Here is an 18106-nt window from a genome sequence, read left to right on the forward strand (position 1 = left end):
TCATCATGAATCGAAAAGAAAAAGTGTCTATCGCACTTGTATTATCTAGTTTATTTATTGCATATGTAGGGATTGGATTAGTAGTACCGGTCATGCCTTCCATCGCGGAGGAATTAAGTCTTAGTGGCGCTACTGTCGGATACTTATACGCTGCAATGGCCGTTGCTCAATTACTTGCCTCTCCTTTTACCGGCATTTGGGTTGATACAATCGGTCGAAAAAAAATGATTGTGATTGGCTTACTATTATTCTCGTTTTCTAAACTTTTATTTGGATTCGGAAACGAAACATGGGTACTGTTTGTTAGCCGACTATTAGGCGGCGTGAGTGAAGCCTTTATTATGCCGGCAGTAATTACGTATATTACAGATAAAACAACGATGGCGAATCGAGCAAAAGCGTTAGGCTACCAATCGGCTGCGATTAGCTTAGGGTTTATTATTGGACCCGCAATCGGTGGGTTCATTGCAGAGTTGGGCATTCGTGCCCCATTCTTCTTTGCTGCTGCAATCTCATTTATCGCTGCAATTGTCATTTTTATCGTATTAGAAGAGCCAATTTCAAAAGGGCAGCTTCAAAAAAATCGCGAATCGAATGTACGTCCACAATTTATTCAAGAATTTAAAAAGTCATTCAATCCGCAGTACTTCACGCCATTACTCATCGTGTTTGTACTTGCATTTGGACTTGCAATTTATGAAATGATGTTAAGCTTATTCGTTGATGAAAAGTACGGTTTTACTGTACGTGATATTTCAATTATTATCACAGTCGGTTCCATTGCTGGAGTTGTTGCGCAAATATTATTCTTTGATAAGCTTGTATCGTTATTTGGAGAGAAACTGATTATTACTATGTCTCTATTATCGGCTGCGATTTTTATTTTTGTGACTATTTTAATTGATGGTTACTGGCTCATCATTGCCATTACAAGCATTGTATTCTTCTCTTGCGACATTTTACGTCCAGCTGTGACATCATTTTTATCAAAAATCGCTGGGGAAAATCAGGGCTTTATTGCTGGTATGAACTCTGCTTATACAAGCTTAGGAATTATATTAGGTCCTATCGTTGGTGGTATTTTATTTGATATCCATATCGATATACCGTATATATTTGCAGCAATTATACTCATAATCGCCTTTATAATTTCAACAGCAAAACTAACGAAACCTACTTTTAATTAATTCCCTTTGGAAGTCCACTACCTATTAAAAGATAATGGAAGAAAAGTGACTGCGTCATTCAGCCCTGCAGATGGTTCAGTTTCCCTTACTGTTAGGTAGAAAATAATGACTCAACACACAAAAAGCTAAGAGAAAATTTTCTTAGCTTTTTGCTAATCTTTATTCCATAAACTGGCCCAATTGTTGAATAAAGATCAAACAGCGCTCTTCAACTATCCTGCCCCGATAGTTCCATAAGAAAAAGGTTGAGCAGCAGCCTCTCTTATTGAACCCGTTAGCTTAATAAAGGTAGCCTAAAAAATCTAGATCTCCTTCGCACCAATCATACTTACCAACTTCTTTAATCATTAATCCCTCAATTGCTTCATAACCTATTCCCCTTGTAATTTGACTTTCATGGTCAATTTTTAACCATTTACATTTGTTCGTAACTGACCTGTATCCATTTTTCAAATACAACGTTTCGTTGTCAGCAAACAACAATAAAAAATCAATATTTCTATTGCAACAAAACTGTTCAATTTCTAAAAGTAACATCGAACCTATCCCTTGCGAGCGAGTGTTTTGGGTGACACATAAATCAATTAGACCAAGAACTCTTATAGGATTTCCGTTAAGATTCATCACTCTGTAATCTATTCCTACCTGTCCTACAAGTTGATTTTTTTCGTTAAAAGCTACAAATCTAAAATGGGGTAATTGTTTAAAATAAATTCTATTTTTTGGATAGTCTTCTTGAAAACATTGACTTAACAATTCTTGTATCTTTGAGGTTAAATCATTACCCATCTCATAATCAAATACCATATCTATCTTCATATTATCTTCTCCAATTATCATCATTAGAGTATCCCTGTCTTCTTCAGCTAACGCACCCGTTAGTTCAAGAAGAAAATTTTAAAATCACCTTTTACATCTCTAAACAACAAAAATGACTGCAAGTCCTGTTAATGAAGCAATACTTAAAAACAACATCATTCCAAAATCCAGATCTTTTATCTCTTTAAAATGATCCCGTATCAAATAAAGTAAAGGTATTGCAAAAAGTGTTGGAATACCTTTACCTGCCTTACCAAAAATATCAGTAAAAAAAACACTTTCCATTGAACCCATTACTAGGCCACTTAAAAGAAACAAATAAAAAAAACATAAGAAAACTCGAATACTAGCACCTCCTACAACTTACCCTACTTTTTCTGTTACTGTTCTTCAACTAACCTGCCCCTTTCGTATTATTAGGTCAGCCAGATATTTCTGGTTGACCAATTTTTATATAGTTTTATTATAACGGTAGCCGGGGTAGAACGTACCTGCCCGTGGGGCTTAAGATCCCGTCAACTAAACAGTTCGCCCCCTACTTGCTTAAACATGATTTGGCTGGTTGGGACCAAGATCTCGTATAACAAGCGAAGCTATGATACTGCAAGAAGGATTAGGGGTTACCGGCAAATATTATGTTTTTGGAGGAGATAAAAAATGAATCCAGTGGTTGGTCTGGATGTAGCTAAAGGTGAAAGTCAGGTTCAAGCATTCTTGGAAAAGAAGAAGCCTTATCAAGGCAGTTTCAAAGTTACACATACCATTGAAGGATTAGAAACGCTATTTCAGTTTCTGAGAAAAATAGAAAATAAAACAGGAATCAAACCTCCGATTGTATTGGAATCCACGGGGCATTATCATACGCCAGTTGTACAGTATCTTGAGGAGAGAGGCTACTTATTAATTGTCGTTAACCCACTCATTTCTTATCGTGCGAAGAGCTCAAGTTTACGCAAAGTAAAGACAGATATAATCGATGCACGTCACCTCTGCGAGCTGTACTATAAAGAGGATTTAGAGCCTTATAAAAAACGAGGGATACAACTCTTAAATCTTCGTAATCTTTCAAGACAACACGAAAATATAACAGGTATCTATGTACAAACAAAACTACAGTTCCAGGCTGTTCTTGATCAAGTATTTCCTGAATATAGAGGGGTTTTTGGAGATTTGTATTCGGTTGTTTCTTTGCTTACTCTATTAGAATTCCCTACTTCTGAAGACATATTAGCAGTCGGTGAAGAAACTGTAGCAAATAGGATTAATGAACTTTGTCCAAGTCGTTCTAAAAAGTGGGCGAATACACAGGCAGAGAAACTTACGGCTGCCTCAGCTCGAAACCCTTTTCAGAGAACCTTATATCAGAGTCACATTTTAAGCCTTGAAATGTATATAAAAATGCTTCTAGAATACCAAAAGCACCTATCCAAATTTGAAGACGAGATAGATGCTTTGGCAAAAGAAATTGAAGAATATAAGATTATCCAATCCATCCCTGGAATCGGTGAAAAAATCGCTGCAACGATTATTTCTGAAATTGGAGAGATTGAACGGTTTAATCACCCTAAAAAACTAGTGGCATTTGCCGGAATTGATCCAAGTATCTTTGAATCAGGTAAATTTAAAGGCACAGTAAATCGGATTACCAAAAGAGGTTCTGGCAGACTAAGACACGCCTTGTATATGGCTGTTAAATGTGCCATTCGTGATTGTCGCAAGAAGAAAACGACAGATGAAATCATCCCTCGTAACAAGCGATTACGAGAGTTTTATGATAAGAAACGTGAAGAAGGAAAGCCCTTTAAAGTAGCTGTGATAGCATGTGCCAATAAACTCTTACATTGGATTTATGCACTTTTAAAAAGCAACTCACCTTTCCAAGATAGCCTAGTTTGAAAGTATAACTAAACCACCCAGAACTTTCCAAACACAGAAACTTGGAAGGTTATTTGGTATGCACAAATTTAGTATAGCATGAAATATTTTAAGGTTTTATTGAAAAATATTGACAAACTATTGGCTGGTTTAGTTGCATAAGAAAGAAGCTGCTGAACAGCTCCTGGTAATTAAGTAAAGAACCTGTTAGCTTAATAAAAAATTATTTACTTAGTTGTTCATTATAAATACTAATTGAATGTACCCTCTCTTTTAATAAGTTATCTATTATTTGCTTTAGTACCCTCGTTTCACGTAGTTCTTCATTATCAAATTTCACAAGGTCATTCACCTTAATCCACCTACTGTCTAAAATTTCATCTTCTTCAAGATTTAAAGAACCACCATTAACCTCACCAGTAAAATGAAATAGAATAACTTGATTGTTTGTACTACTGATAAAATTATATACACCCGTTGTACCATTAAGTTTTACATCAAAGCCAGTTTCCTCTTTTACCTCCCTACAAGCTGAATAGAGAATGTCTTCACCATATTCAATGCGTCCACTCGGAAAGTTCCACTTATCAATAGCAGTTGGTTTATTTTCTCTAATTATTAAGACTTCATCATCTCTGAATATTGATACACTAACTACTAAAACTATCCCATTATGAGCCATCCTTTTCGCCTCAGTTATTTAATTTTATATTTATTGCTACCTTTTTCTCTACTTAACACCTAATTACCTTCTTCTACCACTAACCTGCCCCGTTAGTGCCATAAGAAAAAGGCTGCCGCAGCAACCCCTGTTATTGAAGTAAAGCACCCGTTACTTGAAGAAGAGTGATACAAAAATAAAGCCAATTATGATTATAAGAATAAGAATTCCTGTACTTTTCCATCCCATACTGCCTACAAAATCTGGAAGGCCTCCACCGTGAAGACTCCCACCAGGATTCCTTTTTAGTTCTTCTTGTCTTAGTCTTTCTCTTCTTCTTTCAGGTGTTTCTTTATCCTCACTCATTTGAACCCCCCCTGTAAATTAAACAATCATCCCTTCTAAATTTTACCACAAATTACCATTATCCTTGTTGAACTATCCTGCCCCGTTCGTGCCATAAGAAAAAGCTGCCTTAAAGAAAGCTCCGATTATCTAGAATAGGTTCAACAAGAAACTCATCTTGTGTTCCCTATATGCACTTTGAATTCTCCTTAAATTACATACATTTTTCATACTTAAATAACAAAAGCTTTTCAGATAGCTGAACTTCTCCTATTTTTTCATAGCCGAATTTCTCATAAAAATATTGATTTCTTTTGTTTAAATATGGAGTATATAAACGCCAAATTTTTATCAATGGAAATTCAGCCTCAATTAATTTCATTATCCTTGTTCCGAGACCTTTATTTTGATATTCGTTTGCTATGAATAGTTTGTCTAATAACAGTGTATTTTCTTTTTTACGGAGATCTATTCCACCGATAATGTTGTTATTTGACCATATTGTGTAATGAATAGCGTGTTCTATATTTTCGATTAATTTCTCTGTTGTCTCATTTACAGGTGTTGTATCGTGGTCTTCGTATAACTTATAGTCCTCTGCAAAAGCCTTTTTCTGAATAGTCAACAACATATCTACTTCAGTTAAACTTGTTCTTTTGATGGTAATTTCCACTGATGCACACCCCTTATTTGGATTTCTTTGTTATATACATATTCTATACAAATTGTGAATTATCCTTGTTGAACTAATTGCCCCGTTTGTTGCATAAAAAAAGGAGCTGTCGATCAGCTCCTGGTAATGAAGTAAAGCACCTGTTAGTTTAAGTAGACTTCTTCACAACTATCAGTTTTAACAAAGAAAAAAGCCAGTTTTCCCTTTAGTAATGAAAACTGGCTTTCTTTAATTAGACCAATACCATTATATTTCCCCTTGATTAATTCGATTAATTAACTCTTCAAGCCAATAAATTGTGTGCTCTGTTCTAGTTGAAACATAGCCACTCATAAATTCAATAAACTTCTCGTGACCTTCGTCAATCTGAATCTGCTGTTCAAAATCCTTAATTTGCTCCCAACGATCCCTGATATTTTTTGATTTTCTTTTCAGTATTACTAGTACTTCCTCCCGATCAACATACTTTAGGTTTGCTAAACCAACCACCATATCCTTAATTTCATCCGCATTTTCAAACAACTTGTAGATTAATTTTGGTAGTTCTTCACGACCTTTAGCTGTAATTGCAAATACTTGCTTATCAGGTCGATGCTCTTCTTTTATGATTTCGACTGCCTCAACTAACCCTTTTTTTGCTAATGAATCAAAATGGTAGTACAGTTTACTTTCTGTTAACCCGCCTAGTCGATCCATTGGAATGGGTTCTGATAGCTGTTTTTTCAATTTATAAGGATAATTGTTATCCTCCATCAATTTACTCAATATAAAAATTTGAATGGGCATTCTCTTTGCTCCTTCAAGAAGAATTATCTCCTTATTATAGCAAAACTAAGCTGTGACTTCCGTTGCATTCTTTACACTTTCCGTTTCAGCCTTTGTTTCCGGACCTTCTATTGGCATTGGTTTATGGATAAAGGCGACAATAGCAATATTAATTAACAGTGCACCTGCACCAACTGCAACCATTGACCAAATATATGGACTTGGACTTATGCTGCCATATAGGTTTGCGTAGTATGCCTGTACCGAATAATACATTGGTGAAATGTGGCTCATCCATTCATATGGCAAGTACATCATATCACGTGTAATTGTGGCACCATTTGCTAATGTTTGTATTAATAAAATTGGTAAGTTTAAAATCATACCGCCTTCACCAATTAAGAAGATAATAATCGCTGTAAAGTTGAAACATACCATATAGTTTAAAATTTGTTGTCCTACTAAACTGAAGAACAGGTCACCACTTGGCTCATTGATTAAATATGTTACACCTAAAGCAACTAAAGATGATACAACCGCAACCAATAACGCAGTTAATTGTACATAGCTGAATAAACGTGTTTTACTTGCTTTTCCACGACTTTCTTTAAATGCACCTACTAATTGCATCGCTCCGATCATCGCACCCGTATATCCAGCCATCGTTAAGAACATTGGCAGCATATTATTATTCATACCGTCTGGCACTTCGTTGATTGTCACTACGTTTCCTACGTAAGCTGTTTCAATCTTTTTTGCTAATTCAGCAGCTTGCTCTTCTGGTACATTAAAGTTCATTAATACGCCTTGGGCTGTTTGTTCTGAGAATTGTGTACTTAATTGATTGTTAATTTCGTTAACAACTGAATTCATAGTAGAAGAAACAGTTGTTGCCCCTGCTTCATTAATTGTAAAGTCGATACCTGATGATGCTTCACCTTTTTGCATATCGGCAGAGAATGTTTCAGGAATGTGTACGACTAATGATAAATCATTGTGCTCTAAATCGTTTAAGGCTTGTTTATTTGTTAAATCCCTATCGATTTCTTTAAACGGTAAATTTTCTTGTAACTGGTCGGCAATCTTTGCCCCATATTCACCGGCATCATCATTGACAATAGCAATCGGTAATTTATCGATATTCCCTGGAATTGATGTATAACCAGGCAAGAAGATGCCTAGCATTGCAATGGCATAGAAAATCCCCATGAAGATTGTCGCAGTTGCACCTTTTGTTTTTAAGAACTGAGTAAATTTCATATGTTGTATCCTTCCTTAAGTAAGAATTTATTTAAATCAAATCATACCACTTTAACAAAAGTACTTTTATTAAACTACTCTAATTAAAGTACTTTTATAGTTTATTTTATTCCTATTGCAAAGTCAATTAAAAAAACGCTCCACTTTTTACGGAATACTTATCCAACAGGACAAAAAATGAAAATACTCCCCATACAGCAGCGCAAAGTGATGTGCTGCTATGGGGAGTATTTTTATGGTTTTCATTCTTTGACGGACCTTAAAAATTAGGTAGTTGTAAGTTCCTTAATTCAACCAAACTGACCCTTTCGTGCCATAAGAAAAGGAGCTGCTGATCAGCTCCTGGTTATGAAGTAAAGCACCCTTTAGTTCAAGTTATATAGTAAATGAAGTTCTCATTATATGTAATGGATGTCGAAATGAGGGGATATTAATTCCATGCTTTGTAAATCCCATTCAAAGGTAAGTATAGCTGATTGTTTCGATTTATGTGTTAGGAGGCGTACACCATCTTTTATGATCATGCTTTCTGCATCCCAAAAACGGACAGTTTCGTCTTCACCAGTACGATTACAGACAATTACGGGCAGTCCTGTTTCTAATGACCTTTGTTCCCATTCTCCCTCTGGACCATGTAATCCGGGACCCCAGGAAGACGGTGCAATTAATATTTCTGCTCCTTTTTCAAATAAGTTGTATGCAATACCTTTGGTATATGCGTCTGCACAAATCATGATACCAACCTCAACATTGTCTGTTTTTATAGGCTCTATTACATCACCTGAAGCTGACCAATCATCAATAACACTTATTTTTCTCTGTTTACCTAATAAATGACCTTTTTTATCTATGACAAACACAGAATTATACAACTCTCCGTTACTGCCTTTTTCAGGGCAACCCAAAAATACAGTGCTTTTCAAATTCTTTAGTTTACGGCTCAAATTACTCATCCAAGCATCAGGTTGCCTGTTAATCCATCCAGTCCCAATCTTATGATTGAATTGAAGCCCGCTGACACATAGTTCGGGTGTTATAATCCATTCGGCATTATTATTTGACGCTATATGAATGGCTTGTTCAATTAGTTTTTGGTTATACTCCACATCACCAGCGATAGGCAATAGGTGTAATAAAGCTATTTTTATTCTTCTAATAGTGATCTCCCAAACATCAACTTATATTAATGGCTATGCTTTTAATAATTGTAGCATAGACATTGATTTGCTTGTTCAACTAACCTGCCCCTTTAGTGCCATAAGATAAAGGCTGCCTCAGCAACCTCCCTTATAGAAGTAAAGCACCCGTTAGTTGTAAATTTCCCATAAAAAAACTGCACCTCAATTGTTAGATGATGTCTAACAATTGAGGTGCAGTTCAAGACGCAGGGATTTTATCTTGAACGAATAAACTATTTAAAAAGATGGTGGTATGCTCTGTGGAAAATGAAATAAATTTTTGGGATCATATTTCGCCTTTACTTTTTGAAGCCTTGCAAAGTTTGAGCCGTAATATGCTTTTCCGAAATTCTCAATATTTTGGTCTGGAACATTAACATATGAACCTGTTACATATGGTTTTATCAGCTTACGTACCCTTTCAACTGATGCAAGATTCATAGCTTCTTGTGATTTATTTTCCCAACTAGCAGTCCATTCCACATAAAACAATGGATTACGCCAAAAGAAGGCTGTTTTGTCGCTAGGTACTCTGCTTAAAGCACCACCCCAATTTATAAAAAAGAAATTGGATTCTGTCCCAGTGGCTTCCTCCAAAAATTTTCTCATGATTGAAATTGGTTTTTCCGACCAAAGATTAAGTCCCCAAGCCGAGGAGAATTTAACATTCTGATCAGATCTACCAGGGATTGGTTCGTCAGGGTCTAAGAAATCTATAGCGTCTGGATAGGATAATGTTTCTATAACTATTTGCGTTGGGGTTGCAGAATTTGTTAAAGGTTTCAATAATTTAATGAGCTCAGTTTTTGAACCCTGGAAAATTCCTTCGGCATGACACAAACCATTTACTTTGCTGTAAATCTCAAGTATGCACCCTAATCGTTCGTCTACAAACGGCGCCCATTTTTGCCAAGCTTTAAATATTGTTTCCAATTGTTCCCACGGCCAAATGATATTGAAGACGGTTGCAGTTTTAGGGGCAGGACGAACTTTAAATGTGTATTCGGTATTATATCCAAAATTACCTCCTCCTCCGCCTCTGGAAGCCCAAAATAGATCCTTGTTTTCGTCCTTATTTGCTTGAATAATCCTGCCTTTTGCATCCACTGTTTTCAGTGCGAGGAGGTTATCACTTATAAGACCAATCGATCGTGAGAGCACACCAAATCCACCGCCCATCGTAATTCCTCCGATGCCAACGGTTGGACTGTCTCCAAACGGAGCCATAAACCCTTTTCGAGCTAATCCTTTTACAAGCGGGCCTACGTGAATTCCTGTTTGAACGGTCGCAATTGCCTTTTTTTTATTTAAGTGCACTTTTTGCATGTCACTGACATCAATAACAATTCCTCCCTTTACTACTGAGAGGTTCTTATCAAGAGCATGACGGCCACTTCTAACACGTACAGGTACATTATTCTTACGTGCCCATTTAATTCCATTGCTTACATCAAGGGTATTTTGTGCAAAAACAAAGACAAGAGGAAAAGTATCAACATAAGGGTTCCAATTCTTAATGGCTTCTTTATAGCCGGGGTCTCCTTTGAAGATTACACGTCCTGTTAACTCTCTAGATCCCATGCATTCCACTCCCATTAAATACTTTTGTAGATTTTCAATTGTATGAATTGAGAGTTAATACTATGAAGAAAATTTAGAGAATTGGAATTTCCTTCTTCCACATGTAATCTCATATAGTTCGCTCATATGACAGTTTTTTTTATATGTTTTGCGGAATAGGTTCTTTGTCAATAAGTCGTGTTCGTCTGTTGGTTCAAGCCGTTTAGCTGGAACATGGTGAATAGTGTTTACCTTATTAGGAGGAATATGCGGTCCACCGGCTACATAGCCGGTGGCTTTTTCATTATGTAAAACAATTAGTTTTTTCCAATGCCAAAGACTGTACCTTCATTAAAAATCAAATGACAGTTCAGGCATGAATTGATTCATATGTTTTTGAATTTCGTTATATTTGTCAGACTGATCATTCAAGGTTTTCATTGGAATGATCTCATATGGCCGGTTGACCCAGGTTGGCAGGAATTTAGGATTTTGCAGTTCGATTTTCACATCATTCCCGGTTTGGATTTTCTTTACGCCAATTTGCATAATACCGCCGATGTCTTTGTAATCTCCCTGCTGGCCGGATAAGAAATTCCCAAGCGAATAAGCAACAAATGCCCGTTCGCCGTTTGGTTTTGTAAGCCATGAAACAGGCTGCAAAACGTGTGGGTGGTGGCCAATAATAATATCAGCACCTGCATTAGCTGTCGTTTGAGCAAGTAGCTTTTGTTCATCATTAGGCAACCGTTCATACTCTTTGCCGAAATGCAGACTGACCACAACGACATCTGAAACTTTCTCTGCTTCTTTAACTTCCGTCTGGATTCTCGTGGTATCAATTAAATTCACAAGATGCGGCTTCCCCGCAGGAACAGGAATCCCGTTCGTTCCATACGTATAGCTGAGAAACGAAAAGGTAATATCGTTTCTTTTTAATATTCGAATGATCTTCTGGTCTTCAGACGATTGATAAGCTCCTGTATAAGGCATCCCAATACTGTTCCAGTGGTTAAGCGCATTCAAAATGGCCTTTTCTCCTCGGTCAAGTGTATGGTTATTGGCGATTGTCACGAGATCAACCCCGTTTGCCTTTAGAGCATCTCCCACCTCTACTGGTGAATTAAAGGAAGGATATGAGGAAAGCCCTATTTCTTTCCCGCCAATCATCGTTTCCTGATTAGCCACCGTAATATCCGTTTTTCCCAGATAGGGCTTCACAAATCGGAACATCGGATTAAAGTCATACGAGCCGTTTGACTTGCGGGCGGGTATATACACCCTATCGTGAATTAAAATATCTCCCACAGCGCCTATGGTTGCTGCAGTTACTTTTTGTTTCGGAACAGGTGTATGAGCGTTAGATGAAGCGTTTTCGGGTTTAAGTTTCTTTTTATTTTCTGCCTTTGTTTCCGAGACTTTTGGTTCCTCTTGAAATTGACCTTTTACAAATGGTGCAAGAATCCATAACAAACATATAAATGTAGCTAGAAACACTAGTATTCTTTTCATGGCAATGCTACCTCCTACTATTATAGTAGGGTGTTTTTAGGAAATAACAACAAAAATATCTATTTGATATTTAAAATGAACACATCATTTGTTTGAAACAGAGTACGAAATAGGAAAAAAAGTTAGCCATATCATGTGTTGCTATGTCAGATGTGCTTGCTATCTCATCAGTCGTATACAAAGCATTTCCGTTTGACGCAGTCCATTCCAAAAGGATACTTAAAGCAAATCGCGAACGAAGCGAATGATGAATAGACTTACTAGAAGTGAGCGAACTTGTCACTGTTCAACGAATGGCTAATTTTAAAAATGGGCACCAATCATATGTGACCACTTTGGATATCGGATAAAAGCCCTTCTCATATAGAGAGGGGCTTCTTTCATTTGCCACATCCCGTCCAACAATTATCGTTCACGGGATCATGTCCCTCGCATCCGTCCATCCTAACTAGGCTACTGATATATTAGGCTCCATTAAAAAAAGGTCAACCAGTAAATAAACTGGCTAACCTTATAATACGAACACACCTGTTTGTTAATTAAAGACTTACTAAAACCAACACCCTCGTTTTCATAATTGGGATGAAAGGGATCTCAGTGGTTGATGCCATTATTTATCCGCGGGATTTTCCACCTGAAATATTAACGGTTGTACCTGTAATATAACTAGAACGGTCTGAAGCTAGATAAGTGACCAATTCACCAATTTCATCCAATTTACCAGGTCGTCCAAGTGGTATCGTTTTGCTGTAATCTGTTCCAAGACCTTCTACTGTCACTCCACGTGTGTAAGCTAATGCTTCATTATAAGCGTCTGTTGTTAAACCTGTTTGCTCATTGATCCCTGGCGCAACACCGACTACGCGGATGTTGAATATCCCCAGCTCTTTTGCCCAAGAACGGGTAAAGCCATTGACAGCACCTTTTGTTGCCGAATAAACACTTTGTCCAGAAGATCCTTCCATACCTGCCTCGGAAGAAATATTAATGATAACGCCTTTATTATTTTTCACCATTACTCTCGCAACTGCCTGAGCACAAAGGTAAGGTCCTTTTTGATTGACGGCAACCATGAAATCAAAGTCCTTTTCACTTAACTCATACTCTGGCTTTTCGCCACGGAAATCAACAAGTAAACGTGGTAAGTTTACACCAGCATTATTAACTAAAATATCTACAGTTCCAAATAACTCGGTGGCTATGGTGACCATATTTTCAACGCTTTCTTTATTGGTAACGTCGCATTGGATATGATATGTTCCATCAGTTTGTTCGCCAGTATTTACATTTAGATCGGAAACAATCACCTTTGTACCGTTCTTTACTAAATGCGCTGTAATTTTCGAGCCAATTCCAGAGGCACCACCCGTAACAATTGCCACTTTATTTTCTAATTGAGGCCATGATTCATTCATTTTTTTTCCTCCTTATTATATATAGAGTCGAGAATCATAGGTGAAATTTAAAAATGAGTAACAAACTCTAAATTATTTATTCTCGTTTTGGCTGTGTTGACTCTTACTAAATGCAATTTTCCGGTGAGGGAACTTCCCTCTTCTTGCATTCAATTATTCTAATAAATCTTTGATAAGCTTATTTTTTCAAGATTTGAAGAGTTGTCCCTGCTTGCGGCATTTGAATATCTCTTTCTTCAAGATGTATAGTGCCAGGTAATTCTGCCGTTTCAGAACCATTGAATTTTAACGTGATATGTCCAAGTGAACCTAAATTCTTTTTCACCACGTCACCTACAGAGGTAATGGTATATTGCTGATTGCCTAAGACGAGAATGTCACCCTTTTCGATTTCTCCATTAATTTCATTTACATCAATTAATAGGCAATAATCCGCTAATTCAATCGGGGCATTTGCTCCGAATAAGATGAACATTTTTTCTCCAAGAAAATCAGAGACAGATGGACCAAGTTGGTTAAATTTTAGTTTGATAAACTGTCTGCACAAGAAACTCCTCCAATTCTTTGCTTTACATCATTCATTCAGAATCTATTCTAGTAATTATTCATACAAACCGAAGCTTGCGAGCCAAGCAATAAAAACGGTTGGTGCTCCGGTTAAAAAACGTCCGTACAATACGGAAGGAACTCCGACTTCAATGGTTTCCACTTTTGCCTCTGCTAAACCTAGCCCAACTGGAACAAAATCAGCTCCAGCCTGTGAGTTAATCGCGAAAAGAGCTGGCAATGCAAGGTGCGGAGGGATATTTCCTTTTCCAATTTCCACTCCAATTAATGTCCCAATGACCTGTGAAATAACAGCTCCCGGTCCCAAGAATGGTGATAATAATGGGAATGAGCAAATTAAAGAGATTAAGAGCAAGCCCGGCAAAGTTCCTGCAAATGGTGATAAATATTGTGCGAACACATCCCCAATTCCAGATGCTTTAATCACCCCGATTAACATGGCCACAAAAGCCATAAACGGTAAAATTGTTTTAATGACAGTATCTATCGTGTCGCGGCCAGCCTGATAAAAGACATTGACGATGGAACCCATCGCCATCCCAATGCGTGTTATGGCGCCTTTAGGCTTTCTTTGTTCACTAATTTTTTTATCTGCGCTATACTTAGGTTTAGAAATTGTTTTTTCAATTTGTCCGTTAGCATTGTTCACATTGGATGTTGGAGGTGTTGCAGCACCTTCATACAATTCAATGTTTTGAGGCTTTACTCCAGAAACGTAAATGTCCTCGGTAATGTGCATTGCTAACGGGCCACTTTGTCCAGTAGGCATGATATTGATCGTCATGATTCTTTTTTTGGGGTATAAGCCACATCGGAGCGTTCCGCCACAATCAATGATGACACACGCCATTTCATCCTCGGGTACACTCGTTTTAAAACCGTCGACTAATTCACAGCCTGTTAATTCTGCAATGGTGTCTGCAATATCCGGTCTTGTTCCGCCTGTTACATATACCACTTTATTTTTTTCTTCTGTCGGTGAAATCACTAATGGCCCGCCAAATCCGCCTTGCCCTGCATTGACGACAATTGACTTGTACTTCGTAACCGTTTGAGTCATTCCTTTCCCCTCCTTAGAGATCCACTGTTTCTTTCAATTTAACGCCTTGCTGTTTAGATACATAATAAGTTGTTAAATCTGTTACCCAACCTCTTAAAAAGTTTGTGAAAATCCCCACCAAGAAGTACCGAAGGGCTAGTTCTGTTGTTTCAAATCCCAGTGTTGTAATTCCTGCAGCAATTCCCAAGAATACGAACAGCTCTCCTGGATTAACGTGTGGAAAAAGTCCGTTATGCGTGTGACAGGAATAAGAAGCAGCAGCATAATAGCTTGGTTTGTATTTTTCCGGCAAAAATTTCCCAAGTGATAATGTCATTGGATTTGCCAAAGCGAACGTTCCAATTACCGGAAGAACAAAATATCTTGTAAGTGGGTTCTTACTCGATTTCTTCGCAATCAGTTCCACTCTTTCTTCTCCAACCAACCGTATAAGAGCATTCATTGCAACTAAAAGCATGATAAGGAGTGGAACAATACCTGTTACTAAATCGACAAAAGTTTCGGCACCTGCTCTAAATAAATTCATAAAGCCATCTGCTGCATTTGTAAGCCAATCCATTCAATTCACCTCAATAATTCCTATTTTTTTGATAAGAGTAAATCAATCCAGCCTTTCTTAACCTTCAATTCACCCCCTTTAGAGATAATATGATAGCTGTTCAGTGCATCCTCAATGGCTAACCTTGTTAACTTATTTACTTTATGAAAATCCTCTTCACCGAGGTGTAAGAGATTTTTCCCTTCAAATCCTTTTAAGTTCCTTACTCTTGAAAGCACGGTTACTCCCTGCATTTTGGCAGCTTTCAATATGTTGTTTTTTCGGTCAATTGCAAACATTACGACAGTGCCAGATTTAAAAAGTCCCGTTCTTTTCCCAATCGCGACCCTTCCAAGCTTTCTCAACTCTGCATACCTTTTATTGAAATGCTTGATTTGCAAAAGTCCAAAAATGCTTTGAAGGAGCCAAGAAAAACCAATTAATATAATGACATACCATAGCATTTTGATTTCCTCTTTTCATATGAACTGAATCTTACATCTTGTTTCCGTTACAATCAGATAATTAATCCATACTTCCTAAGATAAGGATGTTCCATTTTCTTCTATGATTTCAATGATTTCATTTGCCGTTTCCTCAGTGGTGATCAGAGTGTTAATGTATCCTCCTCTTAATCCCCCAATAATGGAAGGAGCTTTTTCAACAGACTCTGCAATACCGATTGAGTATGGAATATTTTTTAGTTTTTCCAGCTCAATGGCTATTGTTCGATCAGATAAGTCAGATTGAATCAGGTTTCCGTCTATATCATAAAATCGTGAGCAGATATCACCTATGGCACCTTGTTGATTTAAATCTTCAATTTCCCGATTGCCGCAAAAGCCAGCCCAGACTAAATTAGATGATTGGTTTGGGTTCCCAATCCCTACTACTGCAATTGTTAAGTTGTCCCAAAGCTCCGTTATTTTAGTGAAGTAGTGAGATTGAACAATGTCATCCTTTGTCTCTTTTTTTTCCACTACTGCCGCAGCATCAATAAAATAAGAAGTTCCTCCAAAATCTTCTGCAATATTATAAACAATTCTATTGACGTGATGCTTCGTATCCATAGGTCCAGGCCCACCTACTAAAGGGACAAAATTAGCGTCTTTTTTTCCGGCGTTGGTAAATTCACCGATCAGACTGGCCATTGTGCTTCCCCAGGCACAGCCTACGACATCACCGTCTTTAATAATCCGTTTTAGTAATTCAGCCCCGGCCATCGCAACCACTTTCTTTTTATCCAGTTCGGTACTGTCTCTTTTTTCAGGAACGATAATTACTTCTTTTAAGCCAAACAACTTTTCCAATTGACGTTCCAATTCAAAAGCTCCATCAATATCGCTGCTGACAGTAATTTTAACTACACCATCTTCCCTTGCTTTTTTTAAAAGTCTGCTGACGGATGTTCGGTATATACCTAATTCTTTTGAAATGGCGCCTTGCGTCATATCTTCTTCATAGTACATTTGCGCAATTTTAACTAAGAGCCTTTTTTCTTCTCTTTTATCCATTTCGTCACTTCCTTTTTAAATATGCACATTTGTGCAACCCTAATCATTTGTGCTTTATTGAATTTAGTATACGCTTACAAAAATAGCTACGTCAACAAAAAAATACCACTTGTGCAAATTTTTAAAAAATTATGTCATTTGTGCTTGGTGTGGACTCATAAAAGCCCCAAAAAAATGAAGCAGCTCCATTGGATCGGGCTGCTTCATTTCTATTATCAAAAGTATTTATAAAGAGCAAAGCAACAACTCGAACGTTCCTTTTCCAATTTATCCATTTCGGAAATTTGTAGGCCAGGAAAACTTCAACCTAAAAAAAGTCGAATTCCTTACTATTCTAAGGATCCGACTTTTTTTATGAGGGCTCTTAACAGTTATAAAAATTGACTGGTATCTATCCTAGTGGAACTTTTCCCCTTAACCTGTTTTAACGTCGCCACTATAAGAAAGCTAACAATCACTAATAAGAGCCATGAACTCACCTTTCCTAGATGAACCAGACTCCATGCATCGGTTTGGTTTGGATATTCCCACGCCCCAAAGAATGTTGCGATATTTTCGGCTATCCATATAAAAAATCCGATGAGCACAAAAGAAAGCGCTAGTGGCATTCGGTAACGAGTTCCATCAACCTCGTATGTGACCCATGATTGCCAAAAGACGATAATGACAAGTCCAGATAACCACCAACGAACGTCAATCCAATAATGGTGGGTGAAAAAATTCAAATAAATCGCAGCTGCAAGAGGTACAACTACCAAAAACGGTGGCCACTTAACCAGTTCAACCTTAAGCCTCCTCCACGCCTGGCAAAGATAACTCGCTACACTTGCGTACATGAATCCGCTATACAAAGGCACTCCAAAAATTTTGAAATATCCTTCCTCTGGATAAGACCAGGAGCCCATATGTACCTTGAAAAGTTCAAGAGCAAGTCCAATAAGGTGGAACAATGTGATAACCTTTAGCTCATCCCGTGTTTCAAGTCCAGAACGCACCATCCACCACTGCATAAGAAGGCAGATGATGAGCAGCCAGTCATACCGTGACAGGAAGGGAAGCGGCATGACTTTTGTAAAAGCCAAAGAGGCAAAAATAACGACAGGAAACAAACATGATAGGGCCTGCTCCCAACCAAAACGAACGAGTTGTTTTAGTGCTCTCATGATTGGTGCCCCCA

Annotated in this window: 19 protein-coding genes; 2 read left to right on the top strand and 17 right to left on the bottom strand. The window is 37.5% G+C overall.

The features are described 5' to 3' along the window. Positions 1–5: 5 nt before the first annotated feature. Positions 6–1187, top strand: coding sequence for an MFS transporter (locus tag ABIE66_RS23260; protein ID WP_370016468.1), 1182 nt, complete (start codon positions 6–8; stop codon positions 1185–1187). Positions 1188–1466: 279 nt separating this feature from the next. On the opposite strand, the gene ABIE66_RS23265 is transcribed toward ABIE66_RS23260, so the two are convergent. Together ABIE66_RS23265 and ABIE66_RS23270 are read right to left on the bottom strand one after the other, a co-directional pair. Continuing rightward, a complete protein-coding gene (locus ABIE66_RS23265) occupies positions 1467–2006 on the bottom strand; it encodes a GNAT family N-acetyltransferase (protein WP_370016469.1) in 540 nt (179 codons plus the stop codon). A gap of 99 nt (positions 2007–2105) precedes the next feature. Further along, positions 2106–2300 (bottom strand): hypothetical protein, encoded by a 195-nt coding sequence (locus tag ABIE66_RS23270; RefSeq protein ID WP_370016470.1) that lies wholly within the window; start codon positions 2298–2300, stop codon positions 2106–2108. Positions 2301–2663: 363 nt separating this feature from the next. Between ABIE66_RS23270 and ABIE66_RS23275 the strand changes: the two genes are divergently transcribed. Next, a complete protein-coding gene (locus ABIE66_RS23275; RefSeq protein WP_370016471.1) occupies positions 2664–3902 on the top strand; it encodes an IS110 family RNA-guided transposase in 1239 nt (412 codons plus the stop codon). A 202-nt stretch (positions 3903–4104) separates the two neighbouring features. On the opposite strand, the gene ABIE66_RS23280 is transcribed toward ABIE66_RS23275, so the two are convergent. From ABIE66_RS23280 to ABIE66_RS23350, 15 genes are all read right to left on the bottom strand, one after another. Beyond that, on the bottom strand, positions 4105–4563 hold the full coding sequence (locus ABIE66_RS23280) for an NUDIX hydrolase (protein ID WP_370016472.1): 459 nt from the start codon (positions 4561–4563) through the stop codon (positions 4105–4107). Positions 4564–4713: 150 nt separating this feature from the next. Next, entirely contained in the window at positions 4714–4908 is a 195-nt protein-coding gene (locus tag ABIE66_RS23285) for a DUF6366 family protein (RefSeq protein WP_370016473.1), read from the bottom strand. 193 nt (positions 4909–5101) lie between these two features. After that, positions 5102–5560, bottom strand: a complete 459-nt coding sequence (locus tag ABIE66_RS23290) for a GNAT family N-acetyltransferase (protein WP_370016475.1) — start codon at positions 5558–5560, stop codon at positions 5102–5104. Between the two features lie 246 nt (positions 5561–5806). Continuing rightward, positions 5807–6346: a PadR family transcriptional regulator gene (locus ABIE66_RS23295; protein ID WP_370016476.1), complete on the bottom strand. Its 540-nt coding sequence runs from the start codon at positions 6344–6346 to the stop codon at positions 5807–5809. A 45-nt stretch (positions 6347–6391) separates the two neighbouring features. Continuing rightward, complete coding sequence (locus ABIE66_RS23300) at positions 6392–7585, bottom strand: YhgE/Pip domain-containing protein (protein WP_370016477.1); 1194 nt, start codon at positions 7583–7585, stop codon at positions 6392–6394. A 398-nt stretch (positions 7586–7983) separates the two neighbouring features. Continuing rightward, the gene (locus ABIE66_RS23305; RefSeq protein ID WP_370017101.1) at positions 7984–8748 is read right to left on the bottom strand and encodes a carbon-nitrogen hydrolase family protein; all 765 of its coding nucleotides are present in this window, start codon (positions 8746–8748) and stop codon (positions 7984–7986) included. A 252-nt stretch (positions 8749–9000) separates the two neighbouring features. Continuing rightward, positions 9001–10344 carry an FAD-binding oxidoreductase gene (locus ABIE66_RS23310; RefSeq protein WP_370016478.1) on the bottom strand — a complete coding sequence of 448 codons (1344 nt, stop codon included), beginning with the start codon at positions 10342–10344 and terminating at the stop codon, positions 9001–9003. Positions 10345–10674: 330 nt separating this feature from the next. Continuing rightward, positions 10675–11835 (bottom strand): CapA family protein, encoded by a 1161-nt coding sequence (locus ABIE66_RS23315; RefSeq protein ID WP_370016479.1) that lies wholly within the window; start codon positions 11833–11835, stop codon positions 10675–10677. Positions 11836–12449: 614 nt separating this feature from the next. Continuing rightward, complete coding sequence (locus ABIE66_RS23320; RefSeq protein ID WP_289326562.1) at positions 12450–13250, bottom strand: SDR family oxidoreductase; 801 nt, start codon at positions 13248–13250, stop codon at positions 12450–12452. A 178-nt stretch (positions 13251–13428) separates the two neighbouring features. After that, positions 13429–13797 (bottom strand): PTS glucitol/sorbitol transporter subunit IIA, encoded by a 369-nt coding sequence (locus ABIE66_RS23325; RefSeq protein WP_370016480.1) that lies wholly within the window; start codon positions 13795–13797, stop codon positions 13429–13431. Between the two features lie 54 nt (positions 13798–13851). After that, positions 13852–14877, bottom strand: a complete 1026-nt coding sequence (srlE, locus tag ABIE66_RS23330) for a PTS glucitol/sorbitol transporter subunit IIB (RefSeq protein WP_370016481.1) — start codon at positions 14875–14877, stop codon at positions 13852–13854. Between the two features lie 13 nt (positions 14878–14890). Then, positions 14891–15436, bottom strand: a complete 546-nt coding sequence (srlA, locus tag ABIE66_RS23335; RefSeq protein WP_214787058.1) for a PTS glucitol/sorbitol transporter subunit IIC — start codon at positions 15434–15436, stop codon at positions 14891–14893. Between the two features lie 20 nt (positions 15437–15456). Next, positions 15457–15879, bottom strand: coding sequence for a transcriptional regulator GutM (locus ABIE66_RS23340; protein WP_370016482.1), 423 nt, complete (start codon positions 15877–15879; stop codon positions 15457–15459). Between the two features lie 75 nt (positions 15880–15954). Further along, a complete protein-coding gene (locus tag ABIE66_RS23345; RefSeq protein WP_289326566.1) occupies positions 15955–16929 on the bottom strand; it encodes a sugar-binding transcriptional regulator in 975 nt (324 codons plus the stop codon). Positions 16930–17300: 371 nt separating this feature from the next. Then, complete coding sequence (locus ABIE66_RS23350) at positions 17301–18092, bottom strand: DUF817 domain-containing protein (RefSeq protein ID WP_289326567.1); 792 nt, start codon at positions 18090–18092, stop codon at positions 17301–17303. Between the last annotated feature and the right edge of the window lie 14 nt (positions 18093–18106).

The sequence above is a fragment of the Peribacillus sp. B2I2 genome, from assembly GCF_041261685.1.
In the GTDB taxonomy this organism is placed as follows: domain Bacteria; phylum Bacillota; class Bacilli; order Bacillales; family DSM-1321; genus Peribacillus.